The organism is Bacillus sp. NS1, from assembly GCF_058248265.1.
The window spans coordinates 866739-890692 of sequence record NZ_JBZAZF010000001.1; the positions used below are offsets into that span (position 1 = coordinate 866739).

The 23954-nt window shown below is 44.7% G+C and carries 24 protein-coding genes; 16 read left to right on the forward strand and 8 right to left on the reverse strand.

What is annotated here, in order from left to right; all coding sequences use genetic code 11:
- Nucleotides 1-100: 100 nt before the first annotated feature.
- From AC4CV5_RS04320 to liaR, 11 genes are all read left to right on the forward strand, one after another.
- Entirely contained in the window at nucleotides 101-1045 is a 945-nt protein-coding gene (locus AC4CV5_RS04320; RefSeq protein ID WP_326222059.1) for an ABC transporter substrate-binding protein, read from the forward strand.
- Nucleotides 1008-2069, forward strand: a complete 1062-nt coding sequence (locus AC4CV5_RS04325; RefSeq protein ID WP_490922131.1) for a FecCD family ABC transporter permease — start codon at nucleotides 1008-1010, stop codon at nucleotides 2067-2069. The genes AC4CV5_RS04320 and AC4CV5_RS04325 overlap by 38 nt, the downstream gene beginning before the upstream one ends.
- Nucleotides 2069-3391 carry an ABC transporter ATP-binding protein gene (locus tag AC4CV5_RS04330; protein WP_490922209.1) on the forward strand — a complete coding sequence of 441 codons (1323 nt, stop codon included), beginning with the start codon at nucleotides 2069-2071 and terminating at the stop codon, nucleotides 3389-3391. Before AC4CV5_RS04325 ends, AC4CV5_RS04330 begins: the two co-directional genes overlap by 1 nt.
- 24 nt (nucleotides 3392-3415) lie before the next feature.
- Complete coding sequence (locus AC4CV5_RS04335) at nucleotides 3416-3997, forward strand: cob(I)yrinic acid a,c-diamide adenosyltransferase (RefSeq protein ID WP_166848538.1); 582 nt, start codon at nucleotides 3416-3418, stop codon at nucleotides 3995-3997.
- Nucleotides 3998-4172: 175 nt separating this feature from the next.
- Nucleotides 4173-5441 carry an MFS transporter gene (locus AC4CV5_RS04340; protein ID WP_166848540.1) on the forward strand — a complete coding sequence of 423 codons (1269 nt, stop codon included), beginning with the start codon at nucleotides 4173-4175 and terminating at the stop codon, nucleotides 5439-5441.
- Between the two features lie 161 nt (nucleotides 5442-5602).
- Nucleotides 5603-5983 (forward strand): cell envelope stress-induced membrane anchor protein LiaI, encoded by a 381-nt coding sequence (gene liaI / locus AC4CV5_RS04345; RefSeq protein ID WP_166848543.1) that lies wholly within the window; start codon nucleotides 5603-5605, stop codon nucleotides 5981-5983.
- A 26-nt stretch (nucleotides 5984-6009) separates the two neighbouring features.
- On the forward strand, nucleotides 6010-6690 hold the full coding sequence (gene liaH, locus AC4CV5_RS04350) for a stress responsive protein LiaH (RefSeq protein ID WP_166848546.1): 681 nt from the start codon (nucleotides 6010-6012) through the stop codon (nucleotides 6688-6690).
- Nucleotides 6691-6790: 100 nt separating this feature from the next.
- A complete protein-coding gene (gene liaG / locus AC4CV5_RS04355; RefSeq protein ID WP_248602186.1) occupies nucleotides 6791-7663 on the forward strand; it encodes a LiaG family protein in 873 nt (290 codons plus the stop codon).
- 33 nt (nucleotides 7664-7696) lie between these two features.
- Entirely contained in the window at nucleotides 7697-8422 is a 726-nt protein-coding gene (gene liaF, locus AC4CV5_RS04360) for a cell wall-active antibiotics response protein LiaF (RefSeq protein WP_326222054.1), read from the forward strand.
- A complete protein-coding gene (liaS, locus tag AC4CV5_RS04365; RefSeq protein ID WP_490922132.1) occupies nucleotides 8419-9504 on the forward strand; it encodes a two-component system sensor histidine kinase LiaS in 1086 nt (361 codons plus the stop codon). The genes liaF and liaS overlap by 4 nt, the downstream gene beginning before the upstream one ends.
- Nucleotides 9479-10114: a two-component system response regulator LiaR gene (gene liaR / locus AC4CV5_RS04370; RefSeq protein WP_490922133.1), complete on the forward strand. Its 636-nt coding sequence runs from the start codon at nucleotides 9479-9481 to the stop codon at nucleotides 10112-10114. Before liaS ends, liaR begins: the two co-directional genes overlap by 26 nt.
- A gap of 7 nt (nucleotides 10115-10121) precedes the next feature.
- On the opposite strand, the gene gerAC is transcribed toward liaR, so the two are convergent.
- From gerAC to gerAA, 3 genes are read right to left on the reverse strand one after another with little or no spacing between them, the layout of a single operon-like run.
- Nucleotides 10122-11243, reverse strand: coding sequence for a spore germination receptor protein GerAC (gene gerAC, locus AC4CV5_RS04375; protein ID WP_326222051.1), 1122 nt, complete (start codon nucleotides 11241-11243; stop codon nucleotides 10122-10124).
- The gene (gene gerAB / locus AC4CV5_RS04380) at nucleotides 11240-12337 is read right to left on the reverse strand and encodes a spore germination receptor protein GerAB (RefSeq protein WP_166848562.1); all 1098 of its coding nucleotides are present in this window, start codon (nucleotides 12335-12337) and stop codon (nucleotides 11240-11242) included. Before gerAB ends, gerAC begins: the two co-directional genes overlap by 4 nt.
- Nucleotides 12306-13754: a spore germination receptor protein GerAA gene (gerAA, locus tag AC4CV5_RS04385; RefSeq protein ID WP_166848565.1), complete on the reverse strand. Its 1449-nt coding sequence runs from the start codon at nucleotides 13752-13754 to the stop codon at nucleotides 12306-12308. The genes gerAB and gerAA overlap by 32 nt, the downstream gene beginning before the upstream one ends.
- A 116-nt stretch (nucleotides 13755-13870) precedes the next feature.
- Here gerAA and AC4CV5_RS04390 point away from each other — a divergent pair, with 116 nt between their 5' ends.
- Complete coding sequence (locus tag AC4CV5_RS04390; RefSeq protein WP_014115109.1) at nucleotides 13871-14056, forward strand: YvzF family protein; 186 nt, start codon at nucleotides 13871-13873, stop codon at nucleotides 14054-14056.
- A 66-nt stretch (nucleotides 14057-14122) separates the two neighbouring features.
- Complete coding sequence (gene fumC / locus AC4CV5_RS04395; protein WP_014115108.1) at nucleotides 14123-15511, forward strand: class II fumarate hydratase; 1389 nt, start codon at nucleotides 14123-14125, stop codon at nucleotides 15509-15511.
- A gap of 39 nt (nucleotides 15512-15550) precedes the next feature.
- On the opposite strand, the gene AC4CV5_RS04400 is transcribed toward fumC, so the two are convergent.
- Complete coding sequence (locus AC4CV5_RS04400; protein ID WP_490922134.1) at nucleotides 15551-16426, reverse strand: TetR/AcrR family transcriptional regulator; 876 nt, start codon at nucleotides 16424-16426, stop codon at nucleotides 15551-15553.
- 168 nt (nucleotides 16427-16594) lie between these two features.
- Here AC4CV5_RS04400 and spxO point away from each other — a divergent pair, with 168 nt between their 5' ends.
- Entirely contained in the window at nucleotides 16595-16759 is a 165-nt protein-coding gene (gene spxO, locus AC4CV5_RS04405; protein ID WP_003221681.1) for an anti-adapter protein SpxO, read from the forward strand.
- A gap of 27 nt (nucleotides 16760-16786) precedes the next feature.
- Here the strand turns inward: spxO and cssS are convergent, their stop codons facing one another.
- Both cssS and cssR read right to left on the reverse strand, forming a co-directional pair.
- Nucleotides 16787-18142: a two-component system sensor histidine kinase CssS gene (cssS, locus tag AC4CV5_RS04410; protein WP_166848577.1), complete on the reverse strand. Its 1356-nt coding sequence runs from the start codon at nucleotides 18140-18142 to the stop codon at nucleotides 16787-16789.
- Nucleotides 18139-18816 (reverse strand): two-component system response regulator CssR, encoded by a 678-nt coding sequence (gene cssR, locus AC4CV5_RS04415; RefSeq protein WP_166848580.1) that lies wholly within the window; start codon nucleotides 18814-18816, stop codon nucleotides 18139-18141. Before cssR ends, cssS begins: the two co-directional genes overlap by 4 nt.
- 277 nt (nucleotides 18817-19093) lie before the next feature.
- On the opposite strand from cssR, the gene htrB reads away from it, so the two are divergent.
- Nucleotides 19094-20467, forward strand: a complete 1374-nt coding sequence (gene htrB, locus AC4CV5_RS04420) for a serine protease Do-like protein HtrB (protein WP_490922135.1) — start codon at nucleotides 19094-19096, stop codon at nucleotides 20465-20467.
- A gap of 42 nt (nucleotides 20468-20509) precedes the next feature.
- Here htrB and mrgA read toward each other — a convergent pair whose 3' ends face one another.
- Both mrgA and AC4CV5_RS04430 read right to left on the reverse strand, forming a co-directional pair.
- On the reverse strand, nucleotides 20510-20971 hold the full coding sequence (gene mrgA, locus AC4CV5_RS04425) for a metalloregulation DNA-binding stress protein MgrA (protein ID WP_166848603.1): 462 nt from the start codon (nucleotides 20969-20971) through the stop codon (nucleotides 20510-20512).
- Nucleotides 20972-21047: 76 nt separating this feature from the next.
- Nucleotides 21048-21902: an oxidoreductase gene (locus AC4CV5_RS04430; RefSeq protein ID WP_490922136.1), complete on the reverse strand. Its 855-nt coding sequence runs from the start codon at nucleotides 21900-21902 to the stop codon at nucleotides 21048-21050.
- A gap of 132 nt (nucleotides 21903-22034) precedes the next feature.
- On the opposite strand from AC4CV5_RS04430, the gene AC4CV5_RS04435 reads away from it, so the two are divergent.
- Nucleotides 22035-23843, forward strand: coding sequence for a M3 family oligoendopeptidase (locus AC4CV5_RS04435; protein WP_490922137.1), 1809 nt, complete (start codon nucleotides 22035-22037; stop codon nucleotides 23841-23843).
- Nucleotides 23844-23954: the final 111 nt, after the last annotated feature.

Genomic DNA, 23954 nt, shown 5'->3' on the forward strand with positions numbered 1-23954 from the left:
CGAGGACAGATGATGTGTAAACAATAGGCTTTTTTGTGTTGTTTACAGCATCTTTACCATCGTAGAGATGCTTTTTTTAGTTCACTTAGGAGGAAAGGTTATGAAAAAACTAGCCGGAATATGGACTGCGCTTCTGCTGGCTGCCGTTATGATAGCAGGCTGTGGCAATACTGCGGATCAGAAGGATTCCAAGGCAAAACAAAAGACAGAAGCGTTCCCTGTCACCATTGATGATGCGTCGAATCAAGATGTGACCATCAAAAAGGAGCCGAAAAAGATTGTATCATTAATGCCGAGCAACACAGAAATTACATACGCTCTCGGCCTCGGTGACAAAGTGGTCGGTGTCACCACAAACGATACATATCCAAAGGAAGTCAAAAAGGTTGAGAAGGTCGGAGATATGAATGTAAACGTTGAAAAAGTCATTTCTCTAAAGCCGGACCTCGTTCTTGCCCACGAGTCTTCCATGTCAGCGTCAGCTGATGCCATCAAACAGCTGAAGGACGCGGGCATTACGGTGCTGACTGTCAATGATGCACAATCATTTTCCGAGGTGTACAAATCAATCGAAATGATCGGAGAAGCTGCCGGGGCAGAGAAAAAAGCCGATCAGCTCGTGAAAAGCATGAAATCAGATTTGCAGGATATTAAAGAAAAAGCAAAAACCATTTCAAAAGACGAAGAGAAAAGCGTATTTATCGAGGTTTCTCCTGACCCTGACATTTACACAACCGGAAAAGACACGTTTATGAATGAAATGCTGAATGTCATCCATGCTAAAAACGCAGCAGCGGACCAAACAGGCTGGGTGCAAATGACAGACGAGGCGATCGTAAAACTCAATCCTGATGCTATCGTTACAACAGACGGAGTGAAAGCGAAAGCTGTGGAAAAACGTGACGGCTGGAGCGACATCAATGCTGTGAAACATCACCGTGTGTATGATGTGGATCCTGATCTCGTGACACGTTCCGGTCCCCGTCTGATCGAAGGGGTCGAAGAACTTGCGGAAAGCATTTACCCGGATACGTTTAAGGAATAATCGTTATGCCGCATATATCATCGGTTTCTTATTTTTAGCCGTGAGCGTCACCTTAGGAATTTCTTGCGGCAGTCTGCAAATTCCTATTTCCGCTATCTTTCGTGTCTTTTGGCATGAAGGCTTCGGCGGTTCTATCGGCTCTGATGACCCGATGTACACAAATATTATGCTGAATATCAGACTGCCGAGAGTTGTGCTGGCCGCCCTTGTGGGGGCGGCTCTTTCTATCGCAGGGGCCGCTTTTCAGGGGCTGTTGAAAAATCCGCTTGCTGATCCCTACACGCTCGGTGTTTCATCAGGTGCTTCAGTCGGAGCGGTGGTAACCCTGTTCTTTGGCTTGCAGCTTCCTGTCATCGGAGGGTTTACACTCCCGGTTGTGAGTGTAGCCGCGGCACTTGTCACGATTGCGGCGGTCCTTTCCTTCAGCCGCCTCGTCCATGTTTCGATGTCTGTTTCCACCCTCATTTTGACCGGTGTCATCATCAACTCATTTTTGGGCGCATTTATTTCTCTAATCATTGCCCTGACAGGCGACAACCTGCTTCCGATTGTGCACTGGCTGCTTGGCAGCGTCTCGATGAGGGGCTGGAGCTATGTTATTCTGTTTCTGCCGTTTTTTTTTATGGGAACGATTATACTGATCATCAATGGAAGAGAGCTGAATGTGATGACATATGGAGAAGACAAAGCAAAGCTTCTCGGAGTCAGTGTCCAGCAGAGAAAAATGCTTATTTTGATAGCAGGCTCTCTTTTGACGGGAAGCGCTGTGGCTGTGTCAGGCACGATCGGCTTTGTCGGTCTTGTGATCCCGCATATCACAAGGCTATTGTGGGGAACGGACCATCGGCACTTACTGCCGCTGTCCGCCTTGCTCGGAGCAGGTTTTCTCGTTTTAGCCGATCTGCTTTCCAGAACGATCATTGAGCCGATTGAACTGCCGATTGGGATTATTACGTCTTTGGCGGGGGCGCCTGTTTTCGCTCTTATTTTAATTCGGCAGCACCGCGGGGGGAAAAGCTTATGATAAAGGCAGAAGGGCTATCGGGAGGATATGGGGACAGCAGGCTGATCAACAATGTCAGCCTAACAGTGGGGAAGGGAGAATTTCTCGGTATACTCGGCCCTAATGGGAGCGGGAAAACCACCCTTTTGCACCTGCTGACAGGTACGCTGCCTGCCAAGAAAGGCAGTGTTCATCTGGCTGGCAAACCACTGGCAGATTATAAACCGAAGGAACTGGCGCAAATCATGGCCGTCCTGCCGCAAAAAACGGATCAAGCCTTTACCTTTACCGTCAAAGAAACGGTAGCCTTCGGCAGATATCCATTCCAAACAGGACTGTTCAGACAGCAGACTGAAAAGGATGAAGCGATTGTACAGGAAGCAATGGAGCAAACAGGAGTGGCCGCTTTTGCGCAAAAATCGATCCGCGATCTAAGCGGAGGGGAACAGCAGCGGGTGTATTTAGCCCAGGCTTTGGCGCAGCAGCCGCGAATTTTATTTTTGGACGAGCCGACCAATTTTCTTGACCTGGCTTATCAAAAAGAACTGCTTGATCTCATCAGACGCCTGACAAGAGAAAACGGATTGGCAGCTGTCAGCGTTTTTCATGATCTGAATACCGCAAGCCTGTACTGTGATGAGCTCTTGTTTATGAAAAACGGTACAGCCGGGCCTAAGCAAAAACCGGTATATGCTCTCACAGAACATCACATAAAGGCGGTGTACGATACAGATGTCACCGCCTTGTTTCATCACAGCTTGCCTAAACCGATGATTGTGATTCAGCCTGAAAAAGACAGCGTAAAGCAGCGGCCTATCCCATTTGAAGCATTGCTCCAAGCGGGGAGCGATGCCATTCTGCTGCAAACGGAAATCCCGCTTCGTACATTGTCCTCAGCGCCTATAGGTGCAGGATTCTCGTGGAGCAGGACGCTGATCCATAAACGGCTGGAAGTTCAGGAAGATCCTGTAGAAGGGCTTGCGGTTTATGTGTCAGAAAACGGTTTTCATCTGCCGGAAACGTGTGCGATGGCTTCTCCAAAAAAGCTTGACCGCTTCGTGTATCAGACGTATGAAGATGAAGAGATATCCATTACAATATGCGTCATGACCGGCTTTTCGATCTGGATTTTGATCAACGGCTATGCGGCAGATCAATTCTTCGTCAAAGCTCTTATGGCCGCCGAAGCCGAACGGATGAAAGTGCTGGGAGACGGACGGGCAGAGGGTGATATTCTCATCGCCGCAACACAAACTGAGCAATCTCAAAACACAGAACAGCTGAATCAATTGATACAGAAAGGGACAGCTGAATGTGTAAAAAAGGCGGCAGAGCTGTTTTAATAAGTCTGTAAAGGAGACTGATGTATGAAACTATATACAAAAACAGGCGATAAAGGACAAACGAGCTTAGTCGGGGGCAGAACGGACAAGGACAGCCTCCGCGTCGAAAGCTACGGCACGATTGACGAGCTGAACAGCTTTGTCGGGCTTGCTTTGGCAGAGCTTTCCGAGCAGCCCGGCTTTGAAGATTTAACAGCCGAACTGCTGACCATCCAGCATGAGCTGTTTGACTGCGGAGGCGATCTGGCAATCGTCACAGAAAGAAAAGACTATAAACTAAAGGAAGAATCCGTTTCCTTTTTAGAAACGCGCATTGATGCCTATACTGCAGAAGCGCCGGAACTGAAGAAATTTATTCTTCCGGGCGGATCGAAGGGTGCTTCGCTTCTCCATGCGGCGCGCACCATTACAAGACGTGCGGAACGTCGAGTGGTGGCGCTGATGAAATCGGAGGAGATCCATGAAACAGTGCTGCGTTATCTCAATCGTCTGTCTGACTATTTCTTTGCCGCCGCACGGGTTGTGAATGTGAGATGCGGCATTGACGATGTAGAATATGAAAGAAGTGCTATTGTGTTTCGGGACCAAAACAGCAGCAAATCATAAAAAAAGAAAACGAAAGCCGGCGTGTTCAAATACGTGCCGGCTTTTTTGTTTTTCATTCTGTCAATCTCCTATTTTACGACAAAAAATGAACCTTATGAATTATTGACTGAAAAATGGAAAAATGAGATATTGTAACAAATAGATGTAAAAAATAGGCAGTGGGGGGCTCTGATAGATGGTGAATTTAATTGAAAGTGATAGCATCTGGAAGAGAAATTTCAATTATCTTTTTTTCTCAAGAATAGTTAAGATATCCGGCGATATGTTCGCATTTAATTCAATATTATGGTTTTTAATTTATGACGGCAAAGGTGCGATCGGCACTGCTTTATTGATTGCTGTTACTTTTTTGCCGGAAGCAGTGCTAGCGCCTGTGACGGGCCCTTTCATGAAACAGAATACGCTGAAGTTTTGGATGTACTTTTCAGATCTGACGAGGGCTGCGATTGTATTGATTATTCCTCTTTGTCATTTTGCGGGCTTCTCTCCGCTGTGGTTTGTCATGACACTTATGATTGTGCATTCTGCTACAGGGGCTGCCTACAATCCCGCCTCCATAGCTTTGATTCCCCAAATCGTAAATGAACAGGGCATCCAAAAAGCAAACGCTGTGCTCCAATCCTCCGCTCAAATTGTCCGGCTCGGAGCTGTCACGTTATGCGGCGCTTTTCTTACATTTATCAGCCCTTCTTATACAATGCTTATCGCACTTGTTCTCTATTTGGTTTCTGGTTTACTCGTCCTTTTTATTAAGTACACTGCGGTTGAATCTCAGTCAGAGTCTGCTGCTGTTAAGCAGCGAGGCACATATATCGGCAGACTGAAACGCGGTTTTACACTCGTGAGAAGACATCAGATTTTATATCCGCTCGCCATTTATTGTATCTTTATGAATTTCGCGGCTGCCCCTTGGGAAGCGCTCTCAGCCGTTTACGTTGCGGAAGATTTAAACGGCCAGCCGATCGTTTACTCGCTTTTAAAGGCCACCACCGCCGCAGGCGCCTTTTTATTGGGATTTGTGCTGGCGAAAGTCAAAGTAAACAGATACGGCCTGTTATTTGTAACTGCCGGCATTATTGAAGGATTCGCTTTCTTTATTACCGGTATGAATACCTTTTTGCCGCTCGTCTTTCTCGCTGCGTTTACCTTTGGCGCCGCAGTCAGTGCAGTTAATGTTCCAGAGTACACGATTATCCAGACCTCTGTTGATAGTGAGGATCAGCCGCAGGTCTACGCTGTTATACATATGATCTCAAATATTTCCATACCTGCCGGAGCAGTCATTTGCGGGTATGCTGCAAACGCCTTTGGTTCAGGACCTGTGATCGCTGTTGGAGGGGTTGTCGAAATTATTGCGGGTATCGGCATTTTGCTGTTCACAAAGCTGGCTAAAGCAGAACGGTCCGACCTGATCAAAGAAAGGGAAGCAAGTGTTCATCTATAAAGGGTTTTGAAACGCCATGCCTCGTGCATGGCGTTTTTTTGTGTCCATAGGTCTGGCACGAGATACGACTCCGGTCTTATATAAAAATCAATCTCTGATTCGTTTTGCGCAAATGCTAATTTGTTTAAGATGAAGACAAGGAAAACGAAAGGAGGATCTGCATGAAGATAAACAAGAAAACAATAGGCGGATTCTTATTAATTGTATTTGGGATCTCCGTCTTTTTTGGAGGAGGAAGCTTCGGCTTTATCATCCCGCTCGCCATCGGGAGCTTAATGACATACGCAGGAATCAAAAGATTTGCTGCAGGAAAAACGATCACAGGAATTATCTTGGGCGGTATCGGAGCGATCATGCTCATCTGTTCACTTCCGTTTGTCGTCGGAATTGCGCTGGCGGCCGCTATGGTGTATTACGGCTGGAAGCTCATGAAAAACGGATCAGCTGATAACGGTGTGTCATCTTTTGATCCTGAACCGGCTTCGGCTGCCTACCAATCTCATTTTGATGACGAATGGGAAGAATTTTTGAAGAAAAAATAATATCAGCATATTAGGAGGAATCAGGTATGGTATTAAAAAGAATCAGAGACATGTTTGTTGCGTCAGTTCATGAAGGTCTTGATAAAATGGAGAACCCAAAGGTGATGCTGAATCAATATGTCCGTGATATGGAAAGTGACATTGCAAAAGCAAAACAAACAATTGTGAAACAGCACACGATTGCCTATCAATTCAAGAAAAAATATGAGGAAGCAGCTGAAGTGGCTGGAAAACGCCAAAATCAGGCACAGCTTGCATTTGACGCAGGTGAAGAAGACCTGGCGAAAAAGGCGCTGACTGAAATGAAGTATTTAGAAGGGAAGGCGGCTGAACATAAAGCGTCCTATGAACAAGCGAACAGTCAGCTGGCTGATCTGAAAGAACAGCTGGCTGCACTTGAAACAAAGCTGCAGGACGTAAAGGATAAAAAGCAGGCGCTGATTGCCCGGGCAAATGCCGCGAAAGCAAAAGAGCATATGAATACGACCTTTGACAAAATTGACAGCGAAAGCGCGTATCGTGAATTTTTGCGTATTGAAAACCGTATTGAAGAAATGGAAATCCGCGCGGATTATTCAAAGTCAGCTGAAGCCGGCACAGAACTCACACGCAAAGAATTTGCAGACGATGTAGAAGCAGAGATTGAAAAAATGCGGGCGCTCTCGCTGCAAAAATCAGATCAGGCATCACCAGCAGCAAATGAATAAGCGGAACGGGGAAGGATTTGCGGTCAAGTCCTTCCCTTCCGCACGTATCAATTCACAGGCTTTTCCTTTATAATAGAATGAATGAGAAGGATGAAATCGAATGAAAAAAATGCTGGGCAAACTGTTGATCACTGCCGGTATTCTAATATTTTTCGCCGTCGTCGTAAAAGACGTGTTTGCTGCAGGCTTGGGTTTCGTAAACGGCACAGAAGCCGATTCAGCCAGCGCATCGCCGCGGGACATCGACAGCGTAGTCATTGTGTCAGATAACAAGGATGTCCGGATCATAGCAGAAGAACGAAATGACATATCAGCAGGCATTTCAGGAGACTCAGGAAAGTTATTTGTTACTGAAAACGGAAGAAAGCTGGAGCTGACCGCAAAGGAAAAAGAATTTCAATTTTTGAATGGGTTTAACCGTTCTTTCCTTGTTGTCCGTATTCCATATGAGTATAAAGGGGATCTGACGGTACGCACCTCAAGTGGTGACGTGTCAGTGGACGGGGATCATCATCTTGCGCTTACCGGATTGAACGCAGTGTCTGCGAGCGGAAATATGAGAGTGACGAACGTCCGCCTTCAAGATCTGAAAGTAAAGGGATCATCCGGAGATGTTTCCATTACAAATACCACCTCTAAAACAGCCGGCATTGACTTAGCTTCAGGAGACGCAAACTTGGCTGATGTATCAGGCTCTCTTGATGTAAAGATGACTTCAGGAAACCTTGATGCGGCACTGAAAAAGGTAACGGGTCCTGTATCTGTCACACTGACAAGCGGTGATGCGGATTTGAGCCTTCCCCAAAACGGCAGCTTTACAGTCACTGCAAAATCAGCGAGCGGGGACGTCAGTTCGCCGTATTCATTTGCTGATACAGCACATAAAGAACATCATCAAATCACAGGCTCGCAAGGAAGCGGCCGGCACCAAATCGATATCAAAACGGACAGCGGGGATCTAACGATACGGTAGCAATAGGCAGAAGAAAGGAGGCGGACACCAGGAATGACAAAAAAACAGCTTCTCGGATTGATCATTGCTTTATTCGGCATCAGCATGTTTTTGCAAATTATTGGAATAGGCGATCTGCTGTTTTGGCCGCTCTTTTTTCTGATTGCCGGCTATTTCTTAAAAAGATATTCCCGTGATTGGCTCGGTTCCGTCATGTACATCTTTGCCGCATTTCTATTTTTGAAAAACCTCTTCAGCATAACCTTTAATTTATTCGGCTATGCGTTTGCCGCATTTTTGATTTATGCCGGCTACAGGCTTGTCAAAGGAAAGCCAATATTTGAACCGAATGAAAAACGGATCGATCTCACTAAAAAAGAACAGCATGATCCGCCAAAAGATGAGAAACATCCTGACATGCGCAGCTTTTTTATCGGAGAGCTGCAAATGATGAAGCAGCCGTTTGATCTGAATGATTTAAATATCTCTGGTTTTATCGGTGATATCAAAATCGACTTGTCTAAAGCGATGATTCCCGAGGGAGAAAGTACAATCGTCATTAGCGGAGTCATCGGAAACGTTGATATATATGTACCATCAGACCTTGAAGTGGCCGTCAGCTCGGCTGTGTTTATCGGAGATATCAATCTGATCGGCTCGAAGAAAAGCGGATTAAGCACGAAGGTATATGCCGCGTCATCCGATTTCAGCGAGTCAAAGCGCCGTGTCAAAGTGTCCGTTTCCTTATTTATCGGTGATGTGGATGTGAAGTACGTATGAGAAAAAAACTGCTTGCCAGCCTTCAGTGGCGCGCCATCCGCATGACAACGGGGATCAGCCTGCTTCTTTTTGCCTGTTTGATTTCCTTTATGATGTTTTATTATCGGCTCGATCCGCTTGTTTTGCTGTCATCAAGCTGGTTCGGAATTCCGTTTATCCTGATATTGCTGCTGATCAGCGTGACGGTCGGTTTTGCCTCAGGGTATATGTACGGCAACCGGCTGAAGACAAGAGTTGATACATTAATCGAATCGATTTTAACGTTTGAAAACGGCAATTTTGCTTATCGAATTCCGCCGCTTGGAGATGATGAAATCGGCCTGGCCGCCGATCAGCTGAATGAAATGGCGAAGCGCGTCGAGCTTCAAGTCGCTTCCTTGCAGAAACTTTCCAATGAACGTGCGGAATGGCAGGCGCAAATGAAGAAGTCGGTTATATCAGAAGAACGCCAGCGATTGGCAAGAGATCTTCATGATGCAGTCAGCCAGCAGCTTTTTGCAATATCAATGATGACATCAGCTGTGTTGGAACATGTCAAGGATGCTGATGATAAAACGGTCAAGCGAATCAAGCAGGTCGAGCATATGGCAGGTGAAGCCCAAAATGAAATGAGAGCGCTGCTGCTCCATTTAAGGCCTGTTACCCTTGAAGGAAAAGGGCTGAAAGAGGGGCTTACGGAGCTTTTGGACGAGTTCCGGAAGAAACAGCCGCTTGATATTGAGTGGGATATTCAGGACACGCCGATATCCAAGGGGATGGAAGATCATTTGTTCAGAATCGTTCAGGAGGCCCTTTCAAACGTATTCAGACATTCAAAAGCCTCAAAAGTATCCGTGATTCTGGGCGTAAAGAACAATCAGCTCCGTCTGAAGGTGATTGATAACGGAAAAGGCTTTAAAATGGATCAGGTAAAAGCATCCTCATACGGCTTGAACTCTATGAAAGAACGTGCAAGCGAAATCGGCGGGGTCGCCGAAGTGATTTCAGTTGAAGGAAAAGGCACACAAATCGAAGTGAAGGTTCCGATTTTTCCGGAAGAAAAAGGAGAGAACGAACGTGATTCGAGTATTATTGATAGATGATCATGAAATGGTCAGAATGGGGCTCGCGGCTTTTTTGGAGGCGCAGCCCGATATTGAAGTCATCGGCGAAGCATCTGACGGCAGCGAAGGCGTACGTCTTGCTGCGGAACTGTCGCCTGATGTCATTTTAATGGATCTTGTCATGGAGGGCATGGATGGCATTGAAGCCACGAAGCAAATTTGCCGGGAGCTTCCAGATCCGAAAATTATAGTGCTCACAAGCTTTATTGATGATGACAAAGTGTACCCGGTCATTGAAGCTGGCGCGCTCAGCTATCTATTGAAAACCTCAAAAGCGGCGGAAATCGCCGATGCCATCCGTGCCGCAAGCAAGGGAGAGCCAAAGCTGGAATCAAAAGTGGCGGGAAAAGTTTTATCCCGGCTGCGCCACTCAGGTGAAAACGCGCTCCCGCATGAATCGCTTACGAAACGGGAGCTCGAAATTCTCTGCCTGATCGCAGAAGGAAAAACAAACAAAGAAATAGGCGAGGAACTGTTTATCACCATTAAAACAGTCAAAACCCATATCACCAATATTTTATCAAAGCTGGATGTCAGTGACCGGACACAGGCAGCGGTATACGCACACCGAAATCACCTCGTAAAATAGGCGTCCGCTATTTATTCGCGCCTTTCGTCCCGAAGTCTCTGACAACCACATTGACCCGGTAGTCTATTTCCGCATTGCTGAAATAATCATCATCCCATTTTCTTGAGATCTTTTTCCACTTTTGAGGATAATGAATTCTAACCTCGTTTCCCAGCCCGGTTACATCTGCTTTGATATCTTTCTGCAGTTTGCCTGTAATAAATGCTGTTACTGTTTTGTGTAATCGTTTTTCGACTGTCTTTTCAATATCTTTGATATATGAATCCTTAAATGAATCTTCATTCGGATTCCAGTCCTCTGATAAACGCCCTTCAATATTGCGTGTGACGGTGAATTTGAACTTTCCGTCTTTGTAGTCTGTCTTGATCTTGCGATGGCTGGAGTACACTTCATAAGAAAAAAGATTGCCATTATGCCTCATATCAATGACGCCTCCTTCGACAGTGCCTGTAAACAAGTTAATATTTTGTACCTCACCCGGTGTTAAATTCCGGTTCCATAATTTATCTTTGATGATAGCAGCCCCGTTTATCGCGAGTTTGCCGTTTTCCTCACCGACATGAGGGATGAGGAATGAATCGTCAGAGGTCAAGTGTTCTGAGATCTCACCCAATGTAACAGGCTCCATCATTCTGATCGTCACCGAGTTATTCTCTGTCAGATCATAGATCACATTAGATGCGGGCTCTCCTTGATCATTCATTTTAAATATATCCTTAGTTCTGCCATCGGTGACAAAGACGTACGAACTCCTCCTTGTTCCGTTGTCTCTGACAAACTGGTTAATGATCGCGTCCATTCCAATATGGTCCGAAATCACGCTTTTGGAAAGCAGAATGAGACGCAAATGCTGTGAAAACGTAGGGTTATGTTTTAATGCAGATGTTCTCATCATTTGATGGACAGTTTCACCCTTAGTGACAGCAAGCTGTGTTGGGTCAGACGAAGAGCCTTCCTTGGTGCTGATTCTTTTCGGCACGAGAATCTGCTGTGTCAGTTCTAAATTTTTGTCATCCGGCCTGTCTAAGCCAACACCGATGATCAGGCTTAATTCCTCAATATTCCGGCTGTCCCAGCATCCGGTCAGCAATAGGGTGCATATGAACATACTTAAAATCCGGATTTTCATTTTGCTGTAAACCTCCTTTTGAGAGCTACAATGAAAAACAGAATGAAGGGAAGCAGAAATAGGCCGACGAAAATGTATCCAAGATAATCGCTATACATCATGACCTGATTGGCGTCATCCGGCCATAGAGAAAAATAATAGACAGCCGCGCCGATGAGCACCATGCTTTTTTTAGTTGATAATCCGAACGTCTTCTTCAGCCCGTTAGCTGCAAAATATCCGTAAATGACAAACGTTGTGAAAAATTGGATGATCCAGACGACCAGCAAAAACGATTCAAACCGTTCAATGAATATTCCTTTGAGCTCAAAGGACTGAAAGAGAGAAATCGTCGGCCAGATCAGCGTTTTCACCTCAGGAGCGGTCAAAGCCCCAACAACGATGATATACGTCAGGATATATAACATAATCGGAATCAGAAAGCCGAAAGCCGCGTATCTGAATGTGTATTTCTTTTTCTTCATATGTTCAGGAAGAAACAGCATTATTTCCATTCCTAAGAAAGAAATGGAGACAACAGTCAGGGAATTCGCAATGGGTCCAAGACCTTCGCCTAAAACAGGGCGCAAATTACTGATGTCAAAAATTTTAAAACTGATCCCAAACACAATCAGTAAAATAATAATCGTTACCATTAAATAAAAGGGAAACAGCCGCGACACATCACTTAACCCTCCAACAATTAAATAAATGCCGCAGCAGATAAAGGTTAAAATAATGACCTGAATCGGCGTCTTCTCCAGCAGGAAAAACTTTACCATTTCAGCCATCGCCCTGGTTTCAAAGCTGGCCACTCCGATAAAATAACAGCAGATCAAAAGGCCGAAGATGCTGCCGATCCATTTCCCAAGCCCTTCCTGCAAATACTCAAATAGAGAAGAGTACTGATGTTTTTTTTGAATGAGCGTGTTTAAATAAATGAAAAGGATAAAAATGACACCTTCTAATATCAGCGATATCCAGCCGTCAGGAGTATTAGCCTTAGTGGTCAGCGCTCGCGGCAATGTTAAAAGACCGGCACCAAGCATCGTATTTGCAATAATAGCAATACCTTGGAAGGTATTAAGTTTCAGTGGAGTCTGTTTTTGGCTCATTTGGATTATTCGCCTCTTTTGGTTTGTTTTTAATTGGGAGACGGATAATGGAATCATCCGTATTTTTCAGGCTGAAGAATCCGTTTGGCGAAAAATACGGAGATCCAAAGCTCGTTTGTCTCGTTAGATGCGTATAAATCACAAGCATAAATAAAATAATCCCGTACAGCCCAAGAATAGCGGCGGAAAACATCGAAATAAAACGCAGCACCCGGAAAGACAGACCCATTCCGTATTGGGGAACGGTAAAGGATGCAAGGGCAATGACGCTGACAACGATGACCATAATCGAACTGACGAGATTCGCCTCTACCGCCGCCTGTCCGATGACAACGCCCCCGACGAGCCCGATTGTCTGGCCGAGCGGATTGGGGAGGCGGAGCCCGGCTTCCCTCAGCAGCTCAATGGTTACTTCCATCAGCAGAGCTTCAAATATCGGCGGAAACGGCACGTTTTCCCTGTTTGCCGAAATCGTGACGGCGAGCGCGGTCGGCAGCAGCCCTTGATGGAAGGAAACGAGTGCGATATAAATCGATGACAAAAACAAGGTGATGAAGATAGAAGCAAAACGCAGTGTCCGGATTAGAGATGCTGAAATCCAGCGTTCATAGTAGTCATCCGGGGACTGCATTAGGACACCGAGAGAAACAGGGACCAGCAGCACAAATGGTGAACTGTCGACCAAAATGGCTACACGGCCGTTAAACAGGGCCGACGATACCTTATCGGGTCTTTCCGTATTTTGAATCTGCGGAAACGGCGAATATTTATTATCTTCAATGAGCTCCTCAAGCGTTCCGCTGTCCTGGATATCCTCCAGTTGGACATTTTTAAGCCGCGCTTTTACTTCTTTTATGACGAACTTTTTTGCTTTGCCCTCAATGTACATAATGGCCGCCGGCTTCAGCTTGTTTTTGCCGATCATGATTTTTTTGGTGATTAACTTCGGATGAGAGGTTCTTTGTCTAATCAAAGCGAGATTTGTATCGATATCCTCTACAAACGCAACTTTTGGTCCGCGAACCACTTTCTCAGTTGTCGGCTCTGTCAGGCTTCTTGTTTTTTTCTTTCCTGTAGATAGAATATAGACTTTGTCCAATCCGTTGATAAACACAGCGCACTTACCGCTGAGAATGGACTCGACCGTTTTTTTCGCGGTTTCAACAGGTCTTGCGTCAAGCTGGTCAAGGCGTTTTTTGACTTGGTCAAGCGTAAGGGTATCTTCATCTTTGATTAAGGTTTTAATCGATTCTGCAACCTTCTTCTGATCATTCAGTTCACTAAAATAGAGATAGTAAAAAACAAGACCGTTGGAGAGCATTTTTTTGTTTTTCACCAGATCATCGTTTTCTTTTAATTTTGGAAGCACCAATGCTAAATTATCGTGTATATATTCCTTAAACTCTGTTTGTTCCAACGAGGTCACCTCTTATCCAAAACCTTAGTAGAGGTTATCTTTTCCTGTTAAAAAAATGATATACTGTGTTAGAGTATTTCATGGTGTAAGTTTTTTATGAAAGCGGAGGATACGAAGTGGCACAGGTAAGGCTTGCTGGAAAACAAGAAGAAATAGAACAGCTCATCAAATCATTTGAAAAGCATTATGATGTCTCTTATACATCAAAGGAGTATGGCAGGACGAATCCGAAGTACAAATATTCAAAGGATTCCCGTGTGTATCTTGAATTAAAATTAAAATCTGCCAAGATCGAAAAATAAAAAGGATTTTTTATTTTACTGGCGAATTATGATCTATTGAAGCAACCGTTATGGAGGGATACATAAATGGAATACAGAATTGAACGAGACACCATGGGAGAAGTAAAAGTTCCTGCTGATAAATTCTGGGGCGCCCAAACACAGCGAAGCAAGGAGAACTTTAAGATCGGTTCTGAAAAAATGCCGATGCGTGTTGTGAAGGCGTTTGCAATATTAAAACGAAGCACAGCTCTCGCTAATAAACGCCTCGGCAATCTGGATGCGGAAAAAGCGGAAGCGATTGCAGCGGTTTGTGATGATGTGCTCAAAGGCAAATACGATGACAACTTCCCGCTTGTCGTATGGCAGACAGGAAGCGGCACACAAAGCAATATGAACATGAACGAAGTGGTAGCCAACCGTGCGACTGCTTTATTAAAAGAAAAGAACTCTGATCAAACGATTCATCCAAATGATGACGTGAACCGCAGCCAAAGCTCAAATGACACATTCCCGACTGCGATGCATGTTGCCGCTGTTTTGGCTGTTTACGAGCAGCTTGTGCCTGCGCTTGACCAGCTTCGCAATACATTGGATGAAAAAGCGAAAGCATACAATGATATTGTCAAAATCGGACGCACGCACCTTCAGGATGCAACTCCTCTGACGCTCGGACAGGAAATCAGCGGATGGGTTTACATGCTGGACCGTTCGAAGGAAATGATTTTGGAAGCAACAGATAAAATGCGTGCGCTTGCAATCGGTGGAACGGCTGTCGGAACGGGAATCAACGCTCATCCAGAGTTTGGAGAGCTTGTCTCAGAAGAGATCACAAAACTGACGGGCCAAACGTTCAGCAGCTCACCGAATAAATTCCACGCGCTCACAAGCCATGACGAAATCACTTATGCGCATGGCGCATTAAAAGCGCTTGCGGCTGATCTAATGAAAATCGCAAACGATGTCAGATGGCTTGCAAGCGGACCTCGCTGCGGCATCGGGGAGATCGTCATCCCTGAAAATGAGCCGGGCAGCTCCATTATGCCTGGCAAAGTCAACCCGACACAAAGTGAAGCATTGACAATGATCGCAGCTCAAATCATGGGGAACGATGCGACAATCGGCTTTGCGGCGAGTCAGGGGAACTTTGAACTGAACGTGTTTAAGCCTGTGATCATTTACAACTTCCTGCAATCTGTGCAGCTGCTGAGTGACGGCATGAATTCATTCCATGATAAATGTGCTGTCGGTATTGAGCCTGATAAAGAAACCATCCAGGAAAACCTGTCAAATTCATTAATGCTTGTTACGGCGCTGAACCCGCATATCGGATATGAAAATGCGGCGAAAATCGCCAAGCTCGCCCATAAAGAGGGATTGACGCTGAAAGAAGCGGCTTTGAAGCTTGAATTGCTGACAGAGGAGCAATTTAACGAAATGGTTAAGCCGGAAGATATGGTAAAACCAAAGGCGTAATAGAAAGAAAAAACGGCTGCTTTATAAGCAGCCGTTCTTCTAAATATGTTGCTGTTTTAATAGATATTTAAGCTGCTCCGCATCTTTGGCGAGAGCTTCAGACTCTGTAAGATTATGGATCATTCCTTTTATGATCGCCAGCTTCGGTGTTTTTTTCTTCATTTCTGCTTCAAGTATGTCCAAGCTCTCCGATAATTCAAGAGAGGAGTTTGTGTTTAAGCTGTTAATTTTGTCACGAAGGCTTTTCACAATCGATTCAGTCAGCGGGTCAGGCCGTCCGTGCGTAAGAGGCCCAAATAAAGAGCTTGCCTCTTCCAATGTGATGAAAGGCTTATCGTTTCGTTCAGACATGCCTTTTACCATATCATCAATTCTATTAATAATGATAACAGCTAATTGATCCGGCTTCACAGTGTAGCCAAGCAAAATCATGCATTCCAGGTAAATCTGGCTGATGCCCTCTATTAAAAAACAAAGCTCTGCAGTATACGGTTCCGCTTTTTTTCCGTAAATGTTCAGCAGGCTGTCGATATGAAATTGAAGTGAGGACTGGCGGATTTTTTTGGCGCATTGAGCCACTTCCTCTGTGTAAGGCAGAGAACCTTCCTTCATCTGCATGCCGATAAAATCCTTGTGTTCCAGGATGTTTTCATAGAGCACGGTAAGCTGTTTGCGGTAAGCTGTTCTGGGGCTGTCGCCCTTCGTTTTAATATTTAAAATTCGGGTAAACGTTTTATCATAATAGTAGTTCAGCATAGACAGAAGAAGCGCTTCTTTCGAAGGAAAATAAATATAAAAAGCGCCTTTAGATATTTTGCATTCTTTTGCGATTTCCTGAACTGATGTTGAGTTGTATCCTTTTTGGGCAAATAGTTTTAAGGCTGTTTCAATAATCAGCTTTTCTTTTTCCTTCAATGGTTCCACCCTTTCGGCGCCCGGAGGCCTGGACAGGATATGACCATATAGTCACACCTTCTGTTATAAAATTAACCTTATTGTAACTTGTTTTTTTATCATGTATTATTTATATTATAAATTGAGATGACCGAATGGTCAAAGCTCAAGCGAAAGGGTGAATCTAAAATGAGAGAATTGGACGAAATGATCAGCCGCTTGCGAAACAGAGGAATCAAAGTGGAGAAAGTCAAATATCCGAAGCAGACCTTGTCAGAGAAAAAATGGGTTCATCAATGCAAACAGCCGCTCAAAACAAACTACAGAGATTTTAACGGCTATTCTTTCACATAAAAAATAGACTGCAAAAACATCTACAGTCTATTTTGGCACTGCTATGCGGTATGTTACACCCGTTTTGTCATTTTCAATTGAGATAGACGCCTTATGAAGAGTTAAAATTCGTTTTACGATGCTGAGACCAATGCCGAATTCGCCTTTCTTCCCTTTATTAAAAGGCTCATAGAGGCTGGAAAGCATCTCATCTTCAATATGAGGACCGTCATTTTTAATGGTGATTACGATATTCCGATCATCTTGTTTCATGCTGATTTCTATTTTTGTCTCAGCATAGCGGATTTGATTTTCTAGAATATTCTCGAGGAGTTTGTTCCATTGCTCTGGATCGCCCGGCATCAGAATGTCTTCCTCTACATCAATTTCCCACAATAATTCTTTCCGCGCCCACTTCAGTCTATCGATGACTTCTTCTGTCACTTCCACGATACTGAACATGTCATGCTGCACTTTTTGCTTCGCTAAATAATCCAGCTTCGTTAAATATAGTAAATCCTTTATTTTTTTCTCCAGCTTAAGAGCTTCGCCTTCAATGACATCAACTGTATTTTCAAGATCTCCTTTAGGAAAAATCCCGTCTTTAATCGATTGCGTATAGCCTCTGATGACCATAACCGGAGTTTTTAAATCGTGAGAGATATTTTGCAATAGGGTTCTTTCTGTTTCGTCCTTTTGCACAAGCTTTTGGCGCATCTCTTCGATGGTATGGCCTAATTTGCCGATCTCATCTTTCCGATCCACTTTGACTGGGTCATCCCAATCCTGTTCGGAAATCCGTTTGACGTGCTTTTCAAATGACACGAGAGGCCTTGATAAATACTTCGCAAGCCAAATGGCCGGAATCCAGCTTAATAAAATGACAACAGCTATAATAAACAGAAGCTGTTTGAACAGGGTATAGGCCAGATCGTCGCGATAAGAATCAAGCGCGTAAGAGAGCATCATAGCCGATTGTCCATTGACGGAAAGTCCCTTTTTAATGACAAAAAACACTTTCTCTCCATTGATGTCGGCGCTGTAACGTTTCTTTTTGACCTCCTGTTTATCGGCCAGCTTGTACACCTTATGGATAAACGAAGACGAGAGAATGCGTAAATCCCTGTCTGAAGAAGCATCTTCATTTTCAGGCAGAAGCACGTGCTGTACGGAGCGAACGGTTGTCGGTGCCGTGGCTTCTTCGCTGTAATAGCGCCGTTCAATTGAACCCGGCAGGCGGTACTCCGTCAGAACATGCTGTTCATTTTCAATCGTCGTATACGTTTCATTGGTAAAGAAATCGCGCAGCGTGTTTGAAAATAACAAAAGCAGTAAAAGAGATATCCCTAATAAGATGCCGGATATGACAACCCATATTTGAAACGAGAGAGGCTTGTTTTTCATGATGTCATCATCCTGTAGCCGAACCCGTAAATCGTTTCCACCTTCAATTCAGGCATCTTTTTGCGCAGTCTCCGGACGAGGTCATCAACGACCCGGTCTGTTCCGAAGTAGTCATGCCCCCATACGTTTACCAGAATATCCTCACGTGAGTATGGATGTCCTTTATGATGGATAAATAATAGCAGCAGATCAAATTCCTTCGACGTCAAATTGATGATATTTCCGTTTTCATCATAGACCTCACGGGCGTCTTCAGCGACTCGATACGAGGAGACGGCGATTTCATTCTTTTGTACAGGCGGAGCTTCCTTATAAACGAGCTGCAGCAGCTTCTGCACACGTATAATCAGCTCCCGCGGCAGAAACGGCTTTGAAATATAGTCATTGCTGCCAAGCTCTAAGCCAAGCACTCTGTCAATATCTGCGTCTCGGGCGGAAATGAAAATGACCGGCACGTCAGGATCTTTCGCTTTAATTTCTTTTATTAATGTATAGCCGTCGGTATCCGGCAGCATGATATCGAGAATCCACAGGTGGGGAGACGGCGTCATTTTCTTTCTGGCGTCTTCACCTTTCGTAAAAGATGTAATGTTCCAGCCCTCATTCTCTAAATACTTCGTCAGCAGTTCATTCAGGTTATCCTCATCTTCAACTAGATAAATGGTGTATGACAAGGCTCTTCACATCCTTTCAACGTCATTATAAACTAGTTTTAACATACGGCAGGCAATTTTCATAATTTCACATATTCTTTTCATTTTTATCCCACAATGTTTGTTTATGATATGTATAAGGGAAGAAAGGAAGAGAAAAAGAGCGAGGAAGATGTAGGATGATCAAACATATTCTATTTTGGTGCTTTGCTTTTCTCCTCATTATTGGGACAATTGAACTTGTACATGCGATTAATATGTAACGATAAATGAAAAACCGTTAAAGGAGTGTAAGAACATGGATTATCGACGTGATGACCAAAACGATAAACATCAATCAGCATCTTCACATATAGAACATCAGAATACAGAAAACAAGCAGATTGAACATCCTGAACAGGAATTGCTTGACGCGCCTGTTTCGTATGAAGCTGGTAGGCAAGAAGCGGCTAGTGCTTTAGAAATGGAAAAGGCAGAAACGGCTGTGAAAAAAGAAAAGAAGCGGAGAGCCGCTTGGCTGAGTCCGATTTTAGGCGGAATTATTGGCGGGGGCCTGATGCTTGGCATCGCGCCTTATCTGCCGTCAGACCAAGATCAGACGACCGAGGCTGTTTCCGCAAATAAACAGGTACAGTCAGATAATTTTACAACGACCCCGATAACTAACGCTTCAAACGTCGCTGATATGGTAGAGGATTTAGAGCCGACGATTGTCGGAATCTCAAATATTCAAACCTCGCAAAATAACACATTCGGCACGGGAGGCGGCTCCAGCTCAGAAAGTGAAAGCGGAACCGGGTCAGGCGTTATTTTCAAAAAAGACAGCAATAAAGCGTATATCATTACAAACAACCATGTCGTTGAAGGCGCAAATAAATTGACTGTCACACTATACAACGGAGAAACGGAGACTGCCAAGCTTGTAGGCAGCGATACGATAACTGATTTGGCTGTCCTGGAAATCAGCAGCAAAAACGTCAAAAAAGTGGCGAGCTTCGGTGACTCTTCACAGCTGCGCACGGGCGAAAAGGTCATAGCCATCGGAAATCCGCTTGGACAGCAGTTTTCCGGTACTGTGACACAAGGCATCATCAGCGGACTGAACCGGACGATTGATGTGGATACAACACAAGGTACGGTGGAAATGAACGTGCTCCAAACTGATGCAGCGATCAACCCGGGGAACAGCGGAGGCCCGTTAATTAATGCAAGCGGCCAAGTGATTGGCATTAACAGCTTGAAGGTGAGCGAAAGCGGCGTGGAATCACTTGGATTTGCGATCCCAAGCAATGATGTCGAGCCGATTGTTGACCAGCTGCTGGAAAACGGGAAAGTAGACCGTCCGTTTTTAGGTGTGCAAATGATTGACATGTCACAAGTTCCTGAAACGTATCAGGAAAATACGCTAGGCCTGTTTGGAGATCAATTGGGCAAAGGTGTTTATGTAAAAGAAGTTCAATCAAATTCACCGGCGGCAAAAGCCGGAATCAAATCTGAGGATATCATTGTCAAACTAAATGGTAAAGACGTGGAAAGCAGCGCAGATATCCGCCAGATCCTTTATAAAGACTTGAAGGTCGGAGATAAAACGACAATTCAAGTGCTGCGGAACGGAAAAACGAAAACGCTAAACGTGACACTGACTAAGCAGACAGAAAGCAGCTCAAGTTAAGCGGTAATCAAAAAGCTGAACCCGAAAAGGGTTCAGCTTTTTTTATCCTAAGTATGCGGAAAGCATCCACACTTGTTTTTCAACTTCATCAATTAATCCGACAAACAAGTCCGCTGTCGCATTATCTTGATTTTCTTCAGCCAGGCCGATCACGAACTTAGATTCACTGCTGATTTGTTTGTAGTCGTTTACCAAAGCTTGTACCATTTCTGATGCGGCTGTTTCATTTCCGCCGTCTGTGATAGATGCATGCTCAGTGTATTCTTTCAATGTGGCAACAGGCTGTCCGCCGATCGCCAGCAGGCGTTCAGCGATGGTATCAACTGTTTCAGCCGCGTGGTCATACAATTCTTCAAATTTCTCATGCAATGTAAAGAAATGCGGCCCTTTTACATACCAATGGAAACGATGGAGCTTAGAGTATAAAAGAAACCAGTTTGATAATTGGGTGTTCATTGAATTCTCAACTAATGTTTGATTTGTTTTTGCGTTTTCAGTTTTCATAAGTTACGTCCTCCTTGTGATCTGTTAATTTAATTATATCACGTATCAAATAAAAATCAATACTAAATTATAATGATTATAATTTAGATGAACTGAATAGTTTTTTCTTCAGGATAGATTCCCACGCAGACCAAGGAAAAATCGATCGGAATAACAGGGTAAGCTTGATGCCTTTTCCGATCGGGTATCGCAATTTCTTTAAGTGCTGTTTTGTTGCCAATTGATAAATGAGGTCGGCAACCTCTTGGGGATCTCCACTTTCATCTGCGTTTTTTTCAACGTAGGAAAGGATCTTTTTATAGTATTGATGATAGGCTGAATCGTCAGCAGGCACCGACATATAATTTGATAATGATGTTGACCAGATCGATGTCTTGTATGAGCCTGGCTCAATCAAAGCAGTTTGGATACCGAACGGAAGCAGTTCCACACGCAGGCTCTCAGAAAAACCCTCCAATGCATGCTTGGAAGATGCATAAGGGGACAGCGCGGGGAATCCGGTCAAGCCGCTGATGCTGCTCACGTTTATAATCTTTGCTTCGCTATGCTTTCTTATGTAAGGCAGTACGGTTTTTGTCACATGGATTACTCCGAAGACATTCGTTTCAAATTGTTGTCTGAAATGTTCCATCGGCACATCCTCGACAAATCCTCCGTAAGCCGTTCCGGCGTTGTTGACGAGAAGATCAATAGGAGCGTAAGCACTAATGGCTTTTCCGAATGAGGCTATCGATTGTCCATCTGTGACGTCGAGAGCGGTAATAAGAATAGAATCAGACACATTGTGTGCTGCAGCCAATTCCCGAAGTTGGTCAGCTTTCCCAGGCTGTCTTGTTGTGGCAATCACGAAAAATGACTTGGCGAGCTTTACGGCTGCCAGTTGGCCAAAGCCTTTTGACGCTCCTGTTACGATCGCGATTTTTTTATTCATCATATACCTCCTATTTAACTGCTACAGCTATTGTACAATCATGAACGGAAAATGACGCCTATAAAAGAATTTTTATACAATAATTCAGAATTGTTCTATAATAAAACGAAAGAAGGAAAGGGGTTTTGTATGATGGCGCTGCAAGGGGTAGACCAAAGATGGGATCTTGATTCATTTTTTAAGGGCGGGAGCCAATCAGAAGAATTCAAAGGGTATATCGAACAGCTGTCACAAAGTCTGCGTGCATTTCAAGACATGACTGAGGCGTTTCAGGTGCCTGAATCGCCTGAAGATGCGGAAGGGCTGATTGCTTTGCTTGATTTATTCGAACAGACATCTGTCAAGCTTCAGCAGGCCGGTGCTTTTGTTGCTTGCCTTCAGGCCCAGAATATCAGTGATCAAAAGGCTACTGAGCATCAGTCACTCATGAATCGGCTTTCTGCAGATTTTCAATCATCCCTCGTCACATTAGATCATAAACTGGTGGCCATTGAACAAGACGTGTGGAATGAATTGTTAACAAACCCGGGATTACGCGATGTATCGTACATATTAAATGAAAGAAGACAGAGGGTTGCCGAAAAGCTTAGCCCGGGTAAAGAAAAACTGATTGGAAACCTTGCGGTGGACGGATATCATGCTTGGAGTGACTTATACAATATGATTGTCGGAAATATGACGATACCGTATGAGGAAAACGGTGTGAATAAGCAATTGTCTGTCGGTCAGGCGGAAAATGTGATGGACCATCAAGACCGCGCTGTCAGAAAAACGATATATGAACGTTTGCATAAAGCTTGGGAAAGCAAGCAGGATATTTTCAGCAGCACGCTCAATCATTTGGCAGGCTTCCGGCTTGAAACCTATAAAGCGCGCGGCTGGGAGAATGTCCTGAAGGAGCCGCTGCAGATCAATAGGATGAAAAAAGAAACACTGGATACGATGTGGCAGGTCATCACTGAAAACAAGCAGCCGTTCGTTCAGTTTTTGAACCGGAAAGCATCCATGCTCGGCCTTGAAAAGCTTAGCTGGTACGATGTTGAGGCCCCAATTGGTTCTGACGGAAAGGTCTATTCATATGATGAAGCCGCAAATGTCATTGTCAGCCAGTTTTCAACGTTTGGCAAAAAGCTGTCCTCTTTCACAGAAAAAGCCTTTCGGGACCGTTGGATTGAAGCGGAAGACAGGAGCGGAAAAAGAGTTGGCGGCTTTTGCACGAGCTTTCCGGACAGCGGAGAATCACGGATTTTCATGACGTTTTCGGGAAGTGCCTCAAATGTCTCCACGCTCGCACATGAGCTCGGACACGCGTTCCATCAGGAAGCGATGCTCAATGTCAGGCCGTTAAACCGGTCTTACGCCATGAACGTTGCGGAAACAGCCTCAACGTTTGCTGAGATGATTGTGGCGGACGCGACTGTCCAGCAGGCGGAGACGAAGGAAGAAAAGCTTGTCCTCCTAGAGGATAAAGTACAAAGAAGCGTTGCATTCTTCATGAATATCCACGCAAGGTTCTTATTCGAAACGCGATTTTACGAAGAAAGAAAGCGGGGAGTCGTCCCGGCCGGCCGTTTGAATGAGCTGATGGAAGAGGCGCAAAAAGAGGCATACTGCAATTCGTTAGGAGAGTACCATCCGCTCTTTTGGGCATCAAAGCTGCACTTCCATATCACGAGGGTGCCGTTTTACAATTTCCCTTATACGTTCGGCTATCTGTTTTCTCTCGGCATTTACGCACTGGCGCTTGAAGAAAAAAACGCGTTCGAAGAGAAGTATATTGCGTTATTGCGCGATACGGCTTCTATGACCGTGGAAGATTTGGCGATGAAGCATTTAGGTGCTGACATCACGAAGCGCGACTTCTGGGAGAATGCCATCAAGCTGGCTGTGCGTGACGCGGAAGCCTTTTTGCAACTGACTGAATCTTTTCAGCGTGATTGAGAAAGCCGAGCATCGGAGCAGGCTTTCACAGGATGTGATGACGGCGGCTTTTAGGCAGGACGCCTGGGGTGTAGCCGCCGTTCCAATCATTATTGAGCACCGACGCACAGC